The sequence below is a fragment of the Leptospira jelokensis genome (assembly GCF_004769635.1).
Classification (GTDB): domain Bacteria; phylum Spirochaetota; class Leptospiria; order Leptospirales; family Leptospiraceae; genus Leptospira_A; species Leptospira_A jelokensis.
Genome location: NZ_RQGH01000026.1, coordinates 509,596 through 527,743, shown reverse-complemented (window position 1 = coordinate 527,743; position 18,148 = coordinate 509,596). Strand labels below are relative to the sequence as shown.

At 37.8% G+C, this 18,148-nt stretch carries 16 protein-coding genes; 4 read left to right on the top strand and 12 right to left on the bottom strand.

All coding sequences use genetic code 11. From position 1 onward, the window contains the following. Position 1: 1 nt before the first annotated feature. Positions 2–895 (bottom strand): bile acid:sodium symporter family protein, encoded by an 894-nt coding sequence (locus tag EHQ62_RS12435; RefSeq protein ID WP_135643222.1) that lies wholly within the window; start codon positions 893–895, stop codon positions 2–4. Between the two features lie 439 nt (positions 896–1,334). Here EHQ62_RS12435 and EHQ62_RS12430 point away from each other — a divergent pair, with 439 nt between their 5' ends. After that, complete coding sequence (locus tag EHQ62_RS12430; protein ID WP_135643220.1) at positions 1,335–2,909, top strand: methyl-accepting chemotaxis protein; 1,575 nt, start codon at positions 1,335–1,337, stop codon at positions 2,907–2,909. A gap of 58 nt (positions 2,910–2,967) precedes the next feature. On the opposite strand, the gene EHQ62_RS12425 is transcribed toward EHQ62_RS12430, so the two are convergent. The 4 genes from EHQ62_RS12425 to yiaA all read right to left on the bottom strand — a co-directional run bounded on the left by EHQ62_RS12425 (position 2,968) and on the right by yiaA (position 5,623). Further along, entirely contained in the window at positions 2,968–3,834 is an 867-nt protein-coding gene (locus EHQ62_RS12425) for an alpha/beta hydrolase (protein WP_135643218.1), read from the bottom strand. A 50-nt stretch (positions 3,835–3,884) separates the two neighbouring features. Continuing rightward, positions 3,885–4,478, bottom strand: a complete 594-nt coding sequence (locus EHQ62_RS12420) for a TetR/AcrR family transcriptional regulator (protein WP_135643216.1) — start codon at positions 4,476–4,478, stop codon at positions 3,885–3,887. Between the two features lie 76 nt (positions 4,479–4,554). After that, positions 4,555–5,106, bottom strand: coding sequence for a dihydrofolate reductase family protein (locus EHQ62_RS12415; RefSeq protein ID WP_135643214.1), 552 nt, complete (start codon positions 5,104–5,106; stop codon positions 4,555–4,557). 43 nt (positions 5,107–5,149) lie between these two features. Further along, positions 5,150–5,623 (bottom strand): inner membrane protein YiaA, encoded by a 474-nt coding sequence (yiaA, locus tag EHQ62_RS12410; protein WP_244241760.1) that lies wholly within the window; start codon positions 5,621–5,623, stop codon positions 5,150–5,152. A gap of 326 nt (positions 5,624–5,949) precedes the next feature. Here yiaA and EHQ62_RS12405 point away from each other — a divergent pair, with 326 nt between their 5' ends. Next, positions 5,950–8,991, top strand: a complete 3,042-nt coding sequence (locus tag EHQ62_RS12405) for a chitobiase/beta-hexosaminidase C-terminal domain-containing protein (protein ID WP_135643212.1) — start codon at positions 5,950–5,952, stop codon at positions 8,989–8,991. A 104-nt stretch (positions 8,992–9,095) separates the two neighbouring features. Here the strand turns inward: EHQ62_RS12405 and EHQ62_RS12400 are convergent, their stop codons facing one another. Next, positions 9,096–10,505, bottom strand: coding sequence for a lactonase family protein (locus tag EHQ62_RS12400; RefSeq protein ID WP_135643210.1), 1,410 nt, complete (start codon positions 10,503–10,505; stop codon positions 9,096–9,098). Positions 10,506–10,746: 241 nt separating this feature from the next. Next, positions 10,747–11,304: a hypothetical protein gene (locus tag EHQ62_RS12395; protein ID WP_135643208.1), complete on the bottom strand. Its 558-nt coding sequence runs from the start codon at positions 11,302–11,304 to the stop codon at positions 10,747–10,749. Between the two features lie 335 nt (positions 11,305–11,639). Here EHQ62_RS12395 and EHQ62_RS12390 point away from each other — a divergent pair, with 335 nt between their 5' ends. Then, positions 11,640–12,311 carry a DUF1554 domain-containing protein gene (locus EHQ62_RS12390; RefSeq protein WP_135643206.1) on the top strand — a complete coding sequence of 224 codons (672 nt, stop codon included), beginning with the start codon at positions 11,640–11,642 and terminating at the stop codon, positions 12,309–12,311. A 29-nt stretch (positions 12,312–12,340) separates the two neighbouring features. Here the strand turns inward: EHQ62_RS12390 and EHQ62_RS12385 are convergent, their stop codons facing one another. The 5 genes from EHQ62_RS12385 to EHQ62_RS12365 all read right to left on the bottom strand — a co-directional run bounded on the left by EHQ62_RS12385 (position 12,341) and on the right by EHQ62_RS12365 (position 16,560). Next, positions 12,341–13,177 carry a pirin family protein gene (locus EHQ62_RS12385; protein WP_135643204.1) on the bottom strand — a complete coding sequence of 279 codons (837 nt, stop codon included), beginning with the start codon at positions 13,175–13,177 and terminating at the stop codon, positions 12,341–12,343. A 519-nt stretch (positions 13,178–13,696) separates the two neighbouring features. Then, positions 13,697–14,689, bottom strand: a complete 993-nt coding sequence (locus EHQ62_RS12380) for an SRPBCC family protein (protein WP_135643202.1) — start codon at positions 14,687–14,689, stop codon at positions 13,697–13,699. Positions 14,690–14,727: 38 nt separating this feature from the next. After that, positions 14,728–15,435 (bottom strand): metallophosphoesterase, encoded by a 708-nt coding sequence (locus tag EHQ62_RS12375; RefSeq protein WP_135643200.1) that lies wholly within the window; start codon positions 15,433–15,435, stop codon positions 14,728–14,730. Then, positions 15,413–15,892: a hypothetical protein gene (locus EHQ62_RS12370; RefSeq protein ID WP_135643198.1), complete on the bottom strand. Its 480-nt coding sequence runs from the start codon at positions 15,890–15,892 to the stop codon at positions 15,413–15,415. The genes EHQ62_RS12375 and EHQ62_RS12370 overlap by 23 nt, the downstream gene beginning before the upstream one ends. 47 nt (positions 15,893–15,939) lie before the next feature. Further along, positions 15,940–16,560 carry a hypothetical protein gene (locus EHQ62_RS12365; RefSeq protein ID WP_208720673.1) on the bottom strand — a complete coding sequence of 207 codons (621 nt, stop codon included), beginning with the start codon at positions 16,558–16,560 and terminating at the stop codon, positions 15,940–15,942. Between the two features lie 468 nt (positions 16,561–17,028). Between EHQ62_RS12365 and EHQ62_RS12355 the strand changes: the two genes are divergently transcribed. Further along, entirely contained in the window at positions 17,029–17,883 is an 855-nt protein-coding gene (locus tag EHQ62_RS12355) for an SH3 domain-containing protein (protein WP_135643197.1), read from the top strand. Positions 17,884–18,148 lie beyond the last annotated feature (265 nt).

The following is an 18,148-nucleotide window of genomic DNA, read 5'->3' as shown; positions in this document are numbered from 1 at the left end:
TTCAATTGCCTTCTTGTGGAGAATTCCGTTTCCAAAACATCACTAAAATCAATCCAGAAATAATATGCCATATCCCCCAAAAGGCTGCCACCAAAGCCATGTTTGGTTCCCCTTGGAATTGGGTTAAAATAAGTCCCAAAGCAAGGCCTGAGTTTTGCATTCCCACTTCAATGGTGATGGCACGTTTGTTCCCTTCGTTTTGACGAAAGAGTCTAGCGATCAAATTTCCGATCGTGAGTGCTATTAAATTGTGAAAGACAACTATGATAAAAACAAATCCGAGATGATCTAAAAAGATTTTCCAATTCCCTCCAACTGCAAATGCAACAAAAACTATAAATGCAATGGATGATATACGTTTGAAAAACGGAGTGATTTTGTGTGCAAATCCTGTAAAAAAATTCCCAATGACCATTCCTAATAATAAAGGAACCAAAAGTAAAACAATCATACTTTTGATGATCATCAAACTATCAATTTTTAGTTCTCCTGAACCAGAAATCATCGCATGAGTGATTGGATTTAGGTTGGCCGTTAAAGTAAAGTTAAGTGGTAATGTGATGATCGCAAAAAAACTTGAAACCGCAGTCATACTCACTGAAAGCGCAGTGTTTCCTTTTGCAAGATGTGTGATGATATTGGATAAGTTTCCGCCGGGACTTGCGGCAACCAATAACATTCCCAATTCGATACCCGCAGGTAAGTCTAACATAAGAGTGATGAGTAAAGTCACCCATGGCAAAAAGATCACTTGTCCAATGAGACCTGCAAGCGCTGCAACGGGTCTTTGTAACACTCCTTTAAACGCAATGAATCGTAGTTCGAGTGCTACACCGAAAATCATCAGTGCCAAAACCAAACCTAAAACGATCTGATAATCATTGTTATAATTCATAATTGGATCTTCCTACTAAAACATCACAACCAAACACAAACCAGTTGGGTAATGAATGAATGTTCATCGGACTAACATTTTAATCATGAAAGATTCGATTCTATCTTTTTTTATGATCGAAAGAATCAGATCGTAAGTTATTTCTGAACAGTTTGTATTTTTTTGGGGCGGATCCGCGTGGCGCGGACCGGGCTTTTCGCTCCAATCTTTCCTGCCGGAAAGGATTTCCGCTACAATCCCTTCCGCATGGTATTTCCACGTCAGACAAGACCTGCCCCTAAAGGCCCTTCCGCCTCGTCGGAAAATTTTGGAATTAGGGCAAAAAATTCAAAGTCGACAGTCGGAATGCTTTCATTTTTTTAGTAGACTATTGTCGAGAAATGAAAATGGGATCAATTTTCGTCAGATTGGAAAGACCATAGGGTATTTGAGGTAAAAAGTGTTAACAATTGCAGACCTTTGGAAACAAGGAAAAATCATCATCAACCGAATTCGTTTTGGTTTAGTTCTTTTATTTTTACTCGCGATGATAGGTGCCAAAGATGAATTCCAACCCAAGATGTTCCTCATTCATATGATTGGAACCTGTATCATGGGATTCTATTGTGCGATTGCATATTTTTTAGAAAGAAAATCAAACCCTCCCACTTGGTTTCACAAAATCCTGATCCTAATGGACACACTTGTTTTGTCTTTCACCATCATTTTAGATTGTTCCTTGAGTTTACAAGAAGCGGAAGCGGCACTGGCAAACGCTGTTGTGTATTTTATTTTTTTCTTTAATGCCATTTACTCCGGATTTTTAGGAGATCGAAAGTTTGTTTTGATCAACTCATTACTCGGTTCCATTTTAGTTGCGGTTGCCTTGGTTGTTGCCGTGAAAATCGGAGGTGTACAACTTTCTGTTGATCCTGAACAATCCAGACAGATTGGTTACGTAGGCCTTGCCGGTGAAGTGATGAAACCAATCTTCATCATGATCGCAGGATACATTGTCAGTTTACTTGTGCAGTTATTAACCAAAATTAGTTCTCTTGCTGAAATCAAAGCAGAGGAAGCGGAAATGCTTTTAGGGCAAACGAAGGAAAGGAACAAAGTTTCTGCCAATGCAGCGATCAAACTTGAAAGTTCGATCATTAATTTTAGTAAATTTGTTTCAGATACATCATTAAAATTAGAATCGCAAGCAGCCTCATTGGAAGAAATCACAGCAGTTATCTCTGAACTTTCTAGTTCCTTTGAATCCAATGGTGCCTCCATCGAAGAACAAAATACTAAAGTGCAAAGAATGGTTTCCGATACAGTGGAATTAAAAGAAACCGTGGACCAAATTTTGATCCAAAGTGAACAACTTGTGGAAATTGCCGAGATGAACAAAAAGGAAAGTATGTCGGTAACGGAAGTGGCAGACCAAACCGCAACACATTTGGAATCCATCCAAGCCTCTTTTGACCAAGTAAACGAAATCAATAATATAGTCGCGGAAATCGGAGAAAAGACAAACTTACTTGCGTTAAACGCATCAATTGAAGCGGCTCGTGCTGGAGATGTTGGAAAAGGTTTTGCTGTGGTTGCAAATGAAGTGAGTAAACTTGCAGAATTTACAAAAAATAACGTAAAACGAATCGCAACAGTAGTGAAAAGTTCAAAGGAAATTATTTCCAATGCACGATATGCTTCCCAAAGTACTGGTGAACTTGCCAAGTCTCAAATTGATCGGCTCAACCAAACGTTAATGCAAATCCAAAACATGAACCAATTGTATGTGGAACAAAGGAATACTTTGTCTTCAATTCTTTCGGAACTCTCTCAAATCCGTGAACTTTCCAATCAAATTGCAGGTTCTACAAAAGAACAGTTATTAGGTCAAAAAGAAGCATCCAAAGGGATCATCCAATTGGAGATGGAAGTCAATGAAATTAGCCGAGCTTCCAAAGACTTAGAGGAACACATCCAAATGATCAAAGAGGAAGCCAATATTTTAGCTTCCATGGGATCAAATGAATCCAAATGAATGCAGGATAGAATCCGATAATCGGTTTGGAACTTTCATCCCTTTCGATAGGACCTTTCTAGGAAGTTAAAAACCCTAAGATTTTTTCCCTCACAAGGTCGGAACGTAAAATCATCTTATGACCCAAACCTTCTGTGGAAAAAAGTGTTCCACGTTTCCATGCTTTGCTTACGGCCTCTCCCATTTCGTAAGGAATTTCAAAATCACCGCGATCATGGATCACAAGCAATTCATTCTCTAATTTGGGACCAATTGTTTCTAAGTCGATACTTGCCATGGTTCGTTTTACTTTTTTTTCTAAAACAGTACGCATGTTTTGGATTTCCTCATCTCGTAACTCAAGGTACCGGCTAAAGTCTTGGATCAAAAGTTCCAATTTGGAAGGTGGGGCTATATAAATCAGTTTTTCTGTTTTGACACCTAACTCTTGTGCAACTGATGCAACGGCTCCGCCAAAGGAATGAGTGATGATCACATTGGGATTTCCAATTTGATCGGTAAGCGCCTTCACGATGTTTGCTGATAAAACAATATTTGAATAACGCCCTGAAGAAACACCGTGACCTGGCAAGTCAATGCCTACCACTCTGACCCCTCTTTCGACCAAAGAAGGAATGATCCTTGCAAAATTTCCTGTTTGTCCATTCCATCCATGTACAAGTAAAATCATTTCGTTTGTATCGACTGATTCATTCCAAACATAGTATTGGATTTTGTGTTCTCTCACTTGTAACCAGTATCTGTTGGCTTTATCCAATACTTCCAATTCCTTTCTCGAGGGACTTTGTTTATCCGTTTTCAAAAACCTTTGGACCGTCACATAACCAAACCATTTCGAGTTTTGTTTCCCATACTCCCATTTTTTTTCCATAGGGATGGGGTAAGTTCCATTTAGTGAACGAACGATCGTGCTATTTATACTCATAAAATCTCCTAGTGACTCTCATCAATTTTCATTATTTCGCATACGTTTGATTAAGGATTAGAATTCCGTTTGATTAAATCGTTAAAACATTGTTTGGTGCGTTTTTCAGAAGATTTGTCTTCTAATAAACGATTGTAAAAATGATAGGACAACACAAGGCCCCAGATCTCTTGTACCATTTGTTCCACATTGGTTTTTGAATCCAGTTCTCCCATTTGTTTTGCTTCTTCTACAAATTGTTTTAGGGAAGAATGCCAAGAGAGTTGGATTTTTCGAAGGTGGTCTCGCACAATCCCAGGTTTATCATCAAATTCAGAACTAGAAGCTAGGAATAAACAACCTCCGGGCAATGAGGATTTTTCTGACCACTCAAGCCAATTGGTGAATGCATTTCGAATGCGAGTGATGCCTGGTTTTGTTTTTAATGTTGGGTACAATACGAAACGACGGAAAAATTCACTGCCTTTTCGCAAAACATCGATTTGGAGGTTTTCTTTGGAGGAAAACTTGGCAAAAAGTCCACTTTTGGACATTCCTAATTCGTCAGCCAGACTGCCAATGGTAAGCCCTTCTAATCCTTGGACACTGGCAATTTGCACGGCACGGTCCAAAATCATCGACTTTGTGTTTTCCCCTTTGCCCATAATATTAGTACGATCGTTCGTTTTAAATTGTAAAGCACTTTTTTAGCTTTCGGAGGTGTAAGGAAAGATTTTTGCCCTATTTGCTGTAACGAAGGATGACTCCACCAGTGGAAAGCGGAGTTGTTTCGATGAGTTTTAGGTTTTGGTTTGGAATTCCTTCCTTGAAAAGTCGATTTCCTTTTCCTAAAAATACGGGAGCAACACAAATACGGAATTCATCAAAGAGATTTGCTTCCATCAAAGATGCAGAAAGAGAAGCACTTCCAAAAACAAACATATCTCGGTTCCCTTTTTGTTTTAATGAGGAAATTTCGGAGACGGCATCTTTCGTGATGTTGGTATGATTCCAATTGGCTTGGCCCAGTGTTGTGGAACAGGCAAGTTTTGGAATTTCGTTCATGTATTTGGCCACTTCGCCTTCTTCTTCTTTGGCACTGGTCCAATAATCTGCCATACCTTGGTAGGTTTTGGCACCAAACACAAGCATGTCGGCGGAACGTAGTTGGGTGAGGCTAAACTCTTCCAGTTCTTTCCCCCAAACGAGACCGTGAAAACTTAAGTCCCAAGGTTTTTCACCTTCAAAGTATCCATCCAAGGTGACCACATTCCACATAATTAACTTTCGCATATTATTCCTCCACTGTGTTAACTTACCAAAGAAGTATCACAAATTAGTTTTTGTCTTTTGGAGATACTTCAGGTTTGGTATCACCTTCTGCTAATCGCAAATCACGGACATTTTTTTGGACGGCGACAGCTGCAAATAAACTTAACACAAATGAGATTCCGAAAAATCCTTTTTCACTTAAGTTTAACGTGGCATTCCATAACCCGATTGTGAGTAATAACAAAGTCAATGCGACTGAAAACCAACATAATCCGATATAAATTCCTGTGACAAATAACCCTTCTAATTGATCCCTTACCGTTTTTTGTAAGGAAACAGCTGAGAACAATCCATACATCAGAATTGTGATATAAAATCCCTTTTCATTTAACATCATATCAGAATTCCAAATTCCAATGATAAACGTAAACATACCAATCAGTAATGATAACCAAGAAGCACCGATAAAGGCAGCAGAAGGTTTTTGAGGTTGTGCGATCATTCCAAAAGGATGATGGAATTCTAGCTTTTTCGTCAAGTAGATTGTAGGATCCAAAAATTCAATGAAACAGCGTTAAGGATACGCAGGGCTTGGTCACCTGCCTTCGTTAGATGGTAGGTGACGGGAGCGTCAGCGCACCCCGGAGTAGCCTGGCCCTTGCGGAAATTGGGTTCCAAATCAAGATGATTGGGGAACGCCCCGTCATCCTTTCCATTACAGTTTTGGAAACGATTTTGCAGACATTTGGGCGAGTGCGGAGGCCGAACACGGAAATCACCTAACAATTCCATTGACAAATATTCGGAAATTCGGATGAATGAGCCCCACATGCGATGCATGTGATTTGAAAAAAGGATCTGAAAATGAATTCAAAACTACTGGTCGTTCTACTTTTAGGGTTATCCTCCTATAATTGCATTGGTTTTTTACTCCCCAAGGACAAACAAAACCAATCTTCATTTTTACAGTCCTTTTTGGGTTTGTTTATGGGCAGTTCCTCCGATCTGCGCTCTGTTTCGGCTGAGGTCGGACCAAGTGGGGGAACGTTAACTGCCTCAGACGGAAGTTTCTCGTTTGAAATCCCTGCGGGAGCACTTTCCGAAACAAAAGTCATTACCGTCTCAAGGAATGTGAGTCCCAATGGTTCCATTCCGACGGAATACGGATCCACAAGCCCTATCTTTAAATTTGAACCAGAAGGTTTGAAGTTTTTAAAACCTGCTTATCTCACCATCAATTACGAACAAGGCAGAATGCCAGAAACTGGGATCGAAGAACGTAGTGTTGGTATGTACTATGTAAAAGACGATTCCACTCTAGAAAAAATGAAAAAAGTTTCCGTGGACTATTCAGCTAACACGATGAAAGTGGAGGTTGTTCATTTTTCTTTTGGTGTGGCGTTGAACATCCAAATCTGGTTGGTTTCTAGTGGAATCATTACCAATCCAAATCCTGTTTCGAATATTGCCGACCGAGTGATTGAAGAGTTAGCAAATTATGCTGACTACGGTTATGCGAGTCCCGATGAATACTTCCAGGCAAATGCTGGGATCCTTGGACCATTTATCAACGAACTTGTGGATGTGTTAGGAACAGATCCAGTCACAGCAGCGTTTCCGAATGCGGATTTTGACGGTGATGGGGCACCTAACTTTGAAGATCCGATGGTCCCTTCCCTTGGACCGGTGATCACTGTGAATTCGATTTCTGCTCCTTTTGTGAGTACGGTATCAGGTTCCATACTTTCGACAGAAATCCAATGGAGGTCTTCCAAAACAGGGACCTATTCCATACGCAAAAATGCGACTGATTGTAATTCAGGAACCACTCTGTATTCAGGGAGTGTGACCGCGAATGTAAACCAAACCTCTGGAACCATCCTTGCATCCTCTCTCAATTTGGGAACCAATGCCTTACGCATCTGTGTGACGAGTAGTGGTGTGACTGGCTTTGGTGTGGCAAATGTCACTCGAGATGACACCGCTCCCGGTGTGACCATCCTCCCATCAGGTGGGAATTATGGTGTCATCCAATCTGTTGTGATGAATTGTTCTGACGCGGGTGGGGCAGGTTGTTCCAAGGTAATTTACACAACGAATGGAACCACACCATCCTTTGGTGCCAATTGTTCGGTGGGTGTAGGAACAGAATATACGTCATCGGTCCCAACACCAAACCAAACAACTACGACCTTTAGAGTAAGGACTTGTGACCGTGCCGGAAACCAATCCGTTGTCTTTAGCGAATCATACACAGTGGATACCATCGTTCCAACCATCACCATCAATAGTGTATTGCCATCTACGTATTTAAAAAATGACCAAGTCGCAACGATTAGTTGGAAATCAGATAAAGCAGGGAATTACCATTTGAAATTAGGAGCCACATGTGCTTCCGGTTCGGCTCTTTCTGGCACAAACGTAACAGGAACAGTTGCCGCGAACGAAACGGTTGTATCCGAAATCCCTGTGGCTTCCTTTGGCTCGGAAGGAAATAAAACGGTTGTGGTTTGTGTGGCAAATCTTGTGGGCACCAATGGATCTTCTTCTGTCAATTATACAGTTGATCTTTCAAGTCCAATCATCACTGCATCTGTTGACAGCGGAACCTATACAGTTCCGCAAACTCTCTCCATCAATTGTGAAGACCTATATTCCGGTTGCCATGAAGTGATTTACACAGTGAATGGAACGTCCCCATCCTTCGATGCCAATGGTAGCATCCAAAATGGACAATTGGTTACTGGTTCCATCATCACACCTAACAATGCGGTATTGCAATATCGATTTTTGGCAAAAGACCATGCAGGGAATGTTTCCACAGAACTTGTAAGGAATTTTACAATTGGGGAATTGATCCCAAGGTTTACGTCGTTTGATGTGCCGGAATTTGGTACGAAAGGGATCATTGATGATGTGAATAAGACGATCATTGTGAATATTTATAGGGCTAAAAACCCAACGTATACTCCAATTTATACTACTGAAAATACTTCAATGGTTGTTGTAACTTACCATTTGCCATCGTTATTCAATTTTGAATTAGTTAAGAGTGATTATTTAAGGGTTTCTGGATACTCCGATATGCCTGCATTGTCTGGCGAATTGACTTTAATAAGTCCGACTGGATATCAAGTGAATTACAAAATCTATACTTTTGAGATGGGTACTGATAATAGTCCGCAAAATCTTGGTCTGTCTTCTCAATATCAATTCTTCCTGACAGGTATATTTAGTTCTCAGGTACAATTTCATTTTGAAACTATACATGGCAATATTCCAGTGTTGTGCTCAAAAAATCCGGGAAACCATTACTACAATTGCAATTTTTCACCTTTTCAAACAGAATCAGGTTATAGTATGGATTTGATCATTACAGATGTGGCACCATATTCTACATTTCGGTTCCCAGCTAAGTATATTATGGCAGGAATAAGAAATGGACTAGGATTCGAAAACGGAGAAATACCTTATTGTATTTTACATTATCCGACAACCATGAGCCTGAGCCGATCTCAACAAATGGAAACAGATTGGATATACGCTAGAGTTTACTATCCTAATGTAACGAACAATTTAATCGATAATACATTGATCAAAGGCGAAATTGGATATGGACCTTCTGGAACTGATCCAAGATCGATAGCTGGATGGAGATTTATTTCTGCAAAATTTAATCCTACTAATTTCATTGATAATACAAATAATTCTGAATATGCAGGAAAATTCTATCTCCCAAGTGATGGTACGCATTCTTATACTGCCAGATTTTCGATCGATGGTGGTTTGAATTATACCTATTGTGATACCAATGGAAATGGTTCTGACTATTTCACATATGGACATATTTATCCGGAATTACAGTTCAGTCCTAATTTACTTGGCACATTGAATGTGACTCCTTAAAAAAGTTAGATTTTAAGACACTCAGTTTCCATTATTTTGAGAGCCATCAGCTGATTTGAGTTGGTGGATCATTACACTGGAAAGGTTTATAGTTTCTTACTTGGTTATTGTGCAATCCGAAATGGTTCAGGAACATTTGGGGTTGCACTAGCAGAGTAAGGATTTCCTGAATTCAGAAGAGAAGGAACCCCTGTGGTACCATCCACTTTAAACTGATAAAAATTATTGCCTGCAGTATTGTTAACGAAGCCATAGGCTCCCGTTGGATCCAATGTTACAAATTGTAAATTGGATCCAAAACTTAAAATGGAATTCGCCGAAGATAAAGAACCATCTGAAGGATTGATATCATGTTTTGCTAGTTGCGCTCCGGCAATATTCACTGTATACAAATACTTGCCCGAAGGGTGCATGACGGCGCGAAAATTATTAAATGTTCCAGTAAATGGACTTCCAGCGATTCCAGACAGGTTTCCTGTGGTTGGATTGATTTCCATTCCGATGATCACTCCACCTGATCCAGAGGCAACCGAATAGATAAATTTTGAATTAACCTCTGTTAGTAAAGCTTCCATATTGGTGATTCCAGTTGTAAAAGGAGAGCCAGAAATGTTTGATAATGAACCTGTGAATTGGTCAATGATGTAACCAAATATCTGTTCAGGTGAACCATTTCCGTTTACATACAAAAATTTACCATCTGGAGTGATTGCTAAATGGTTCAACGTACAAGTGCACGGTTGTGAAAACTCACCAATTTTACCTAAAATGCCAGTATTTTCATCGAGTTGAAAAGCAGATACTGATGCTCCATTGATGTTTGAAACATATAGAAATCGATTGGAAGGATGGAAGGCGAAGAAAACTGGATTGGATGTGGTTGTACCAGCATTAGCCGAAAGCGACGACAATACTCCATTCAGTGAATTAACAGAATAACTTGAAATGTAAGAAATTCCAAATCCACCAGAATAGGCAAACCTCCCATTGTTAGTAAACTTTGCGTTGTTAGATGCAAATGCAAATGGGGAAAGAGAGTTAGAAACGAGTTCACCCGTGACCATATTAAGTGAATAGAGTTCCGTATTTGACCCTGCTGAAAAACTTATGAAATAACGATAAACAGTGAATCGATCAGGACTTTGTGTCATTCCAAATTGGTTTTGGATGGTGATTCTGCCTGATTTTGCTCCAAAAGGAACCTTGATAGCCAACCTAGAGCCAGAAGCTTCAATGATTTCAGCAGGCAATGAATCTGCAAAAAACACTTTGTTTTCATTGATATCAGATGAAAAATTTGCACCCTCGATTACAATCACCTCTCCCTCGACACCAGACGATGCTGAGAGATTCCAAATCCTAGGTTGGATGAGAAAGAAGATGGTCGAATACTGTACGATTTGTTTTGAATGAGTATGATTGTCTGGAAAAAAATACGGTTTCCACAGGGGATGATAAAAGCAGGAGCTAAAACAAAATGAGAAATACGTCAAAGACAAATAAAATTGATTCATGGTCATTTCTCATTCATCACTCATTAAATGCTAAATGAGAATTTGATGCAATAAATTATTTCATAATAATCCTATTTATCTGATCCATTTGAATGCAGTTTTCTGAGAAAAAAGACGGAATATACGAATCGATTGAATCTCTGTCTTTTTTAGATCCATTTCATAAAGAGTTAAGATAAGGAATTTAAACTCTAACTGTATATTGGAAGTAATTTAACATCTATTAAAGATTAAAAATCTTTCACACCATCGGCGGCCATACACTACTTTTGTCAGGGTCATTTGGCATATAAACAACCCAAAGTTGATCACCCACTTTTTTGGTAAGGTGGACTTGGTCATAGATATTGCCAACGTTTCCTTTGTGTTGGATTCCATTCACTTCAAAGACAAATTCAACAACTGAGGGAGACTCGCCATTTAAAGATTGGGTATAATCTTTGCGGATGTCTGTGATTTCGCCAACTGTTGCTTTCCCTTCTTCTAAGGGAAGCAGTTCATCATTTGCCGTTTTTAAACCCTTTCGCCAACAGAAAATTCCTATGATGGGAAAGAGGATCGTCCAGAAAAAGGGAATCGTAAAAATGATGCCGATCATAGTCATCACATTGCCCGTGTATTTGATCCGTCTTTTGAATTTTGCAGGAAGGACTCTTGGGGCAGTCGGCGGTTCCGAACCAAGTTCATCCGAAGTGAATGAATATTCGAGTGTTCCTCCACAATTGGTGCAGTTGGTAGCATTTGTGTTTGGGTAATTCGTTTTACACCAAGGGCATTGGATTGTGGTTTCAAATGGCATAGAGTTTCCTCACCTTCATTTGGTTTACAAGTTTACCGATTGTCAATAGAAGCAAAAGAAAATGGAAAAAAACATAACATAAGGAAAAGCTTAGGTTTGTAGCTCTCACTTTTTGATGTGAAAATGATTTTTTCTGTTGTATCTTTATGATCCTATCACATAACAAACATTAGTGATTGAACGGTGATCAACTGTAAATTGTAAACGTATGTTCGTTTATTTCCTCTGATGATTTAGAACGAACGTAATACCCGCGATTTTGATTTTTTAAAAAATGAATTGATCCGAATCGATTTCTTGGTTGCTAAGGATCTTGAAAGGATTATCATCAAGGAATGCGTTTTCTCTTTTCTGTATTCTTATTTCTCTGTTTCCAATGTGCAAAGCCAACACTCAATAACCCACGTGATTTTGAATCTGATTCATTTCGAGAAAACGAAACACTTCTTTGTCTCACAGGGCAAAGTTCTTTCTGCCAAGCGGCGATTCCTGTTTGTACCACGTGTCGTTTTTTTTCCACAAGTATTACTTATAATGGAGCTCGCGGTGGGATCGCTGGAGCCGATGCCAAATGTATGAGTGATTCGAAAAAACCAACGGAGCCAGCAAGAGCCGTCTTCAAAGCCTTTCTTGTGGACGATGTGAACCGCATTGCCTGCACGACAGATAATTGTTTAACTGGAGGTGCATCGGAACATGTGGATTGGATTTTAAAGCCCAATACAACGTACGTGAGGGCAGTGGATGGAGCGACGATTGCTACCACAAATAATGTAGGAATCTTTACCAGCCAAACAGGTGATGCGGAAAGTCCTTCAGTTTCTACTATTTTTACAGGTATAGATACTTTCGGTTGGGATACGCGGTTAAATAATCATTGCAGCAGGTGGACGGATGCATCGGATGGTGCACTAGTAGGAGTCGCATCCAATAGTAATAGTTTGTTTTTTTCAACAGGTGGAACCGATTGTGATACCCAGTCCGTTATCCTGTGTGTGGAACAGTAGATATGCATAATTTGAATCTTCCACTGGTTCTAAAACGAAGAAGATAAATACCCCAATTGCCCTGTTCTTAATTTGGAAACTGTCTCTTGCATCCGAATCGAATCTGAAAGACATAAGGATCCATTCCATACATAGTCTTCTTCTAACTTGGGAGCAGATAAAAACAAAAAATTACAACCTTCTTCGAAGGTGTTCAGCATTAATTTTTTTGTCTGATCCTTCAGAATTAAAATTTCATTGGAAGAAATCATTTCATCGGCATCAGATTTGATCTTTCCTTGGATACAGACCACAAGTTGGATTCTATCAGCATTTAAATCCAATTCGATATCTGCATTTGGATCCATTTGCACATTCAAAAACTGAAAAGAAGGCTTTAACCCTTCGATCTCATTGGTAACGCCACCAAAACTACCCAATATAACAAGAACAGAACTTCCTTTCGCTTGGACTTTCGGAATGTCCTTCGGTGAAACGTGAAACGCCTTACCTTCTAACAGTTCAAATTGTTTTGGTAATTTCACAAACATTTGTAATCCAAAACAATTTACTCCTGGTTTTGTGGGGATCTCTTCATGGAACATTCCTTCTCCGGCTTGGGTCCAATGTAAGCCACCAGCTTCAATGATGGAAGTATCTCCTTTGCTATCTCGGTTTTGGAAAACTCCCTCCGAAGTAGGGAAAAGATAGGTCACTGCAGAAAATCCTGCATGGGGATGAGGAGGGAATGTGGGCATCGACATATGAAATAGATCTAAATTTAAAAATGGATTGATGGATTTGGGACAACGGAATCCGTGAGTTGAAAACGATTCGGTGTGTTTGTGTGATACCATTTCTACTTTGAATCGATTGACTATTTCCATTTTAGTTGCCCTCAATGATTTTTGGACTGAATTGGTTAGCGTGAGGGAAATAATTAATTTATCATACTAGCAAAAATAAAATCAAATCCAAGAATCCTAAAATTCAATCGGTGTATAAAATGACATCTCAACTGTGGTGAATGAAATTTTATACCCATTTTGGTTATAAAATGGACCTCCGAACCCGAGTCTCCAATTGATGGCACCGATCGGTATTTCCCAAAATACATAAAAACTTTTTGCTTGGTTGGTTTTGGTGCATACGGAACAAACGTTGTATTGTTTTGGAATTGGATTTTGAGTTTTTCATTCACATCATTGCTAATATTTGCATTGGGTTGCCTTAATTGCCTTTGGGGAGGTGACTCTTGAGCCAAGATCGGTTGAAAATAAACAACAATAGATACAAAACTAAAAATAAATTGAAATACGAACCCCACTAACGCCTGTTTCAATATAATTCAAAAAATGCTATAATTTTTTTGTGAAATAACCCATCTTCATTTTCTAATTTAAAATTTATTTTACAAAGGTTCTATTTGTTTTCGTTCGATTTTCGATGAGATTGATTTGGCTTTGTAAAATATCTCGCATCAAATACTCCGACCATATCCCTGCATACCAATTGAAAGGTGTATTGATATAAAAATGACTACTCAATGTCAGTCGTGTCGTTTCGTCAGATAATTTTTGTAATTGGTAAACATCTTGTAAAATGTCCACATGTTTCCCACCAAGTACAATGTGTTCATCCATTACTTTCACTGGAATGGCCTTGGGGTCGATATTGATATTGAGTACAAGCAATTTGTCTTTTTCAAATTTCTCAATTGTTTCATGGAATATTAGTCCTTTCTCATAGGTTGCAATCCTTCGCCCACCTAATTCCATTTTCTCGATAGTTGTGCTTAGGTGTTTCGGGAATCCTAAAAAAGTGGAAAAGTCGAATTTTTGTTCTTCAGGGAAAATTTCGTTTATGTTTGTAAGTTCTTTCCAGACGGCCTCTGGTGAAGCTTGGATTGTAACGGATCTTGCGATGTAAAAATCCTTTCTCGTTAAGGTATTGTCTCCTTCTATAAAGCCAATCACAAGTGGCAAACAGAGAATGAAGGAACCATACATGGTATTTCGATCCTTCTCTGATTTTTCCATTGAATTCTTATCAATGCTTTTGCGAATTTGAAAGGCTAAAATTCCCCCTAAACTTGCCGTAAAAGCAAATAAAGGAAAAATCATGATCCAACAAATGGTGCCTTCGATATTAAGTGCAATGGTGACACACATCAAAATCAAACAAGGTATAAATGGTTTAAAGATTGCGTTTACCATTCGATTTGATTGTTCTTTCGGGAGAAGGTAAACCGTAATAAATCCGATGGTAAGTGGCGCTAGCATAACAAAACTAATGCTAACGATTCCCCCTAAGAATTCGCTGAGTAAATCATGTAATATTCTTAATAATAAGCCATACACCGTAGCTGTTAAAATTGCCAAATTTGTTGTTTTTTCCATGTTACGATTCCTGGATGAAATTTTAGAAATAGATCTATTTATTTACCGATTACCTGAAGGAAAATCATATCCCTTTTGCAATTAAATCTGACAGGCAACGTATCTCCCAATCCTTTGCTGATAAAGTAATGACAATGGGCATAAATCCCTTTGAGAACGTTCCACTTATAAAATAACTTTCCGGGATAAAGACCATTTCTTTTTTCCCAAAATACAAATTGGCAACCGTGAAGGTGTCCCGCAAAAATAATGTCATGGTGTACGTTTATTTTATCAATGGAGTTTGGATTGTGCAAAACCAAAATAGAAATATCAGCGTTTTTCTCGACATGTTTTTGAAGGTCTCCAAAAATTTCAATTTTTGTTCCATTGATTTGTAATTCCATTGATTGTGTTTCGAGCCAGACTACTTGATTGGATTCCATCACTCTTTTTATTTTTCCAATCCCAAAAAAATGATCATGATTGCCTGCAATTGCAAATAGATTTTGTCTATGCGATATTGATTGAAGTAAACAATCGAGTTGTAAAAGTCCTTGGTTTGTATCTACATAATCTCCACCAAACAAAATGATTGTGGGATTTAATTCTTCGATTTTTTGGATGATTGAATTGGTTTTTGGTTTTGTAAAATGGTTTAAATGTAAATCAGAAAGGAATAAAATCGAAAAATCATCCTTACCATTGTAAGTTAGTGTTTCGAATCTGACTTCAAAAGGAAAATTATAGCCGATCTCTAATTTCATCTTTGTACCAAATCAAAATGGCTACACAGCCAATGAGCCAATTCCGGAAAGGGTTTTTAAAGTGGAACAAACCTAAGATCATAAAAATGGCAATCGGAATCACATTGGTTATGAGATGGATGATTCCAAGTTGGTATGTGTAACGAAGGCTTGTGATCAATGGATTTCTTTTTCCATCAAATAGAATAGGAAAAAGAAATAAAAAGTGCACTTCGATTGTATAAAATACAATCACAATTAATGGTAAAAGGATTACGTTGTTGTAATAAAAGTAAATTAGAAAAAGAATTGTGATAGCGATAGAAAGACCATATTTAAAAATTCCATATCCAAAATAATTGATGTTTCGATCATAATACCTCGAAGGATTTGGAATGATTTCATTCATCCTATCAAACATCCATTTTGAACCAAAATCAAATGCATATACGTCGGAGAGTCGATCATTGTTGTTCATAGAATGCTTTATGAAATCATTCGCTTGTCTTAACAATGTATAAAATTTCATTTAACGTAAATAAAGTGAAACCACAATAACCAAGTAATCCCATTCCCGAATACCAACATTTTGTGATATCGGTTTTCTACTTCTTCACATCTTTTTTTGTGAAAAACAAATTCATCATAACAAATCAATGTGACTGTAAAGATTAGTACAACAATGATTGGAATTAAAAAATCATTTGGATTTTCGCTTACCATTGCAAGCCACATAAGTAAAAACATGGGTAACCCACCGAATCCTAGTGCCACTGCTTCTACAATCCTTTCTTTTTTGGAGACTTTCATTTGAAGTGTTTTGCGATGGAATCTCCAATCTAAAAAACCTCCGATGGTAGCAATCGATCCTGTAATCATCATGACGATCAATTGCCAAGGCAAATAGGGAAAGTTGATTTGAATCGGAAGCCTCTGATTGTCATAATCAAGAATCATTAAAAATACGAACATCAAAACAGGTGCAAACAACAATAGAAGTGAAATGTAATTATGAAGTGGTTTGGATAGAGACAAAAAATCAAATTTCCTTTCTTTTGGATGTTCTTGAATGGGTAACATTAAGGTAAGAGGAATTTGATAACTTTCTGTATAGATTGTAAAGATAAATGAAACTAATGAAAGCAAAAATGCCTGGAATCAATGGAGGTTTGATTTTAAGAGGGAGGACTTCACTTGGAATTGAGGCTTGCATGTATACATAGATGGCGACAAACATAATCAATACCAATCCTATAGAGGCAACACCTAACAAGAAACTTACATTATTGAAAGAAATTTTAAATTTTTTACCCAAAAAAGGAACTATGAATGCCAAACCAACCAGGATTTCCGAAAAAATACCTAACCAATAGGATTCTTTTGGCATTCCGCTCAGTATTATTTGAGAGGAGTACCATTCCTGGAAAGGATTTACAAATTTCAATATTCCAAATAGAAAAATAGAAATCCCAAGAAAAATCGAAACTATTTTCAGTTGCTGATCATAGGAAGGCTTATGCATAATCTTCTCCTTCTAAGTATAGATTTTGCTATACAATCAGTAGGACAGTTCATAATCAAATCATAATTAGATTCCCAACTTAGAGTTATCATATGGTCCAGTCCAAAGGTATTTTTCATTTTTTTATCTGTGCTGCTTTCGTAGCCTGTAATTCCTCTAAGAATATTTATATAAATGGTTCTAAAGCAACTTTACATGAAAGACCAAATGAGAAATCTAAAATCATTCGTAAGTTAACTGGCAATACAAAAGCATTGATCCTCGAAGAAGTTACAAATGATAACAGCGATTTTCGGCATTGGTTCAAAGTTCGATTGCAGAATCGCTTAGAAGGATATGTTTATTCAGACTTCAGCTATTTTGAATCTCAAAATCCATTCACAAATTCGTTATCTCTTCCAAAACTGAAATTTGAACTGCATGATGGAAAGTTAAAAATATTAGAAAAGAATACTTCAAAACTTTTGGATACAATCGATGTTGGAAATCGGTTTAATAAGGTTTTCAAAACAAAACAAATCAGACAGTTTTTGTTAATTGTGATTGGATATGAAAATGAAAGAGAGGATGAATATGAAGGTGTGGTTTATGATTTAAAGAAAAACCGGGTCATCGTTAGAAATTTAAGTAAGCAGATTCTCATGCATATTTGTTACTTTGAATCAGTTTCTCCTGATGATCAATTTTTGGTATTTGATTCTGGTACTTCTAGCATAAGAGATAAATTCGTATATGATATTTCGACATCTAAATTCCACCTATTTGAAAGCATGAGTTTGGAACTGAAGTGGATAGCTCCAAAAACATTTATCTATTATGACAGAATGCAAGAAAACGAAACCAATTTACCGATTCGTAAAGGCGATTATGTATTGGAAGAAAAAAGAATTTGGAGGAATGGAACCATTTATCGAACAAACACTACCAGATATACGTACCAAGATTAATTGGTATGAATTTCTAGGAAAGGCTTTGTTAGGAAAGGTTAATGTTTGCTTTCAGCACTCTATGTGATCCGGATAATCATCCAACTTAGTCCTTCCTTATTTTGCGTTACTAACATCTACTTACACTGATTTACCTTTCTTTAGTTCAAAATTATTTCGGACTCGGACAGCCTTTTGGCTCAGATCCGAAATTGTAAAAAAAATAATAAAAAAGTTCTACTTAGTTTATTGATTTTTATAATTCCCACTTGCAAGTTTCCATCAG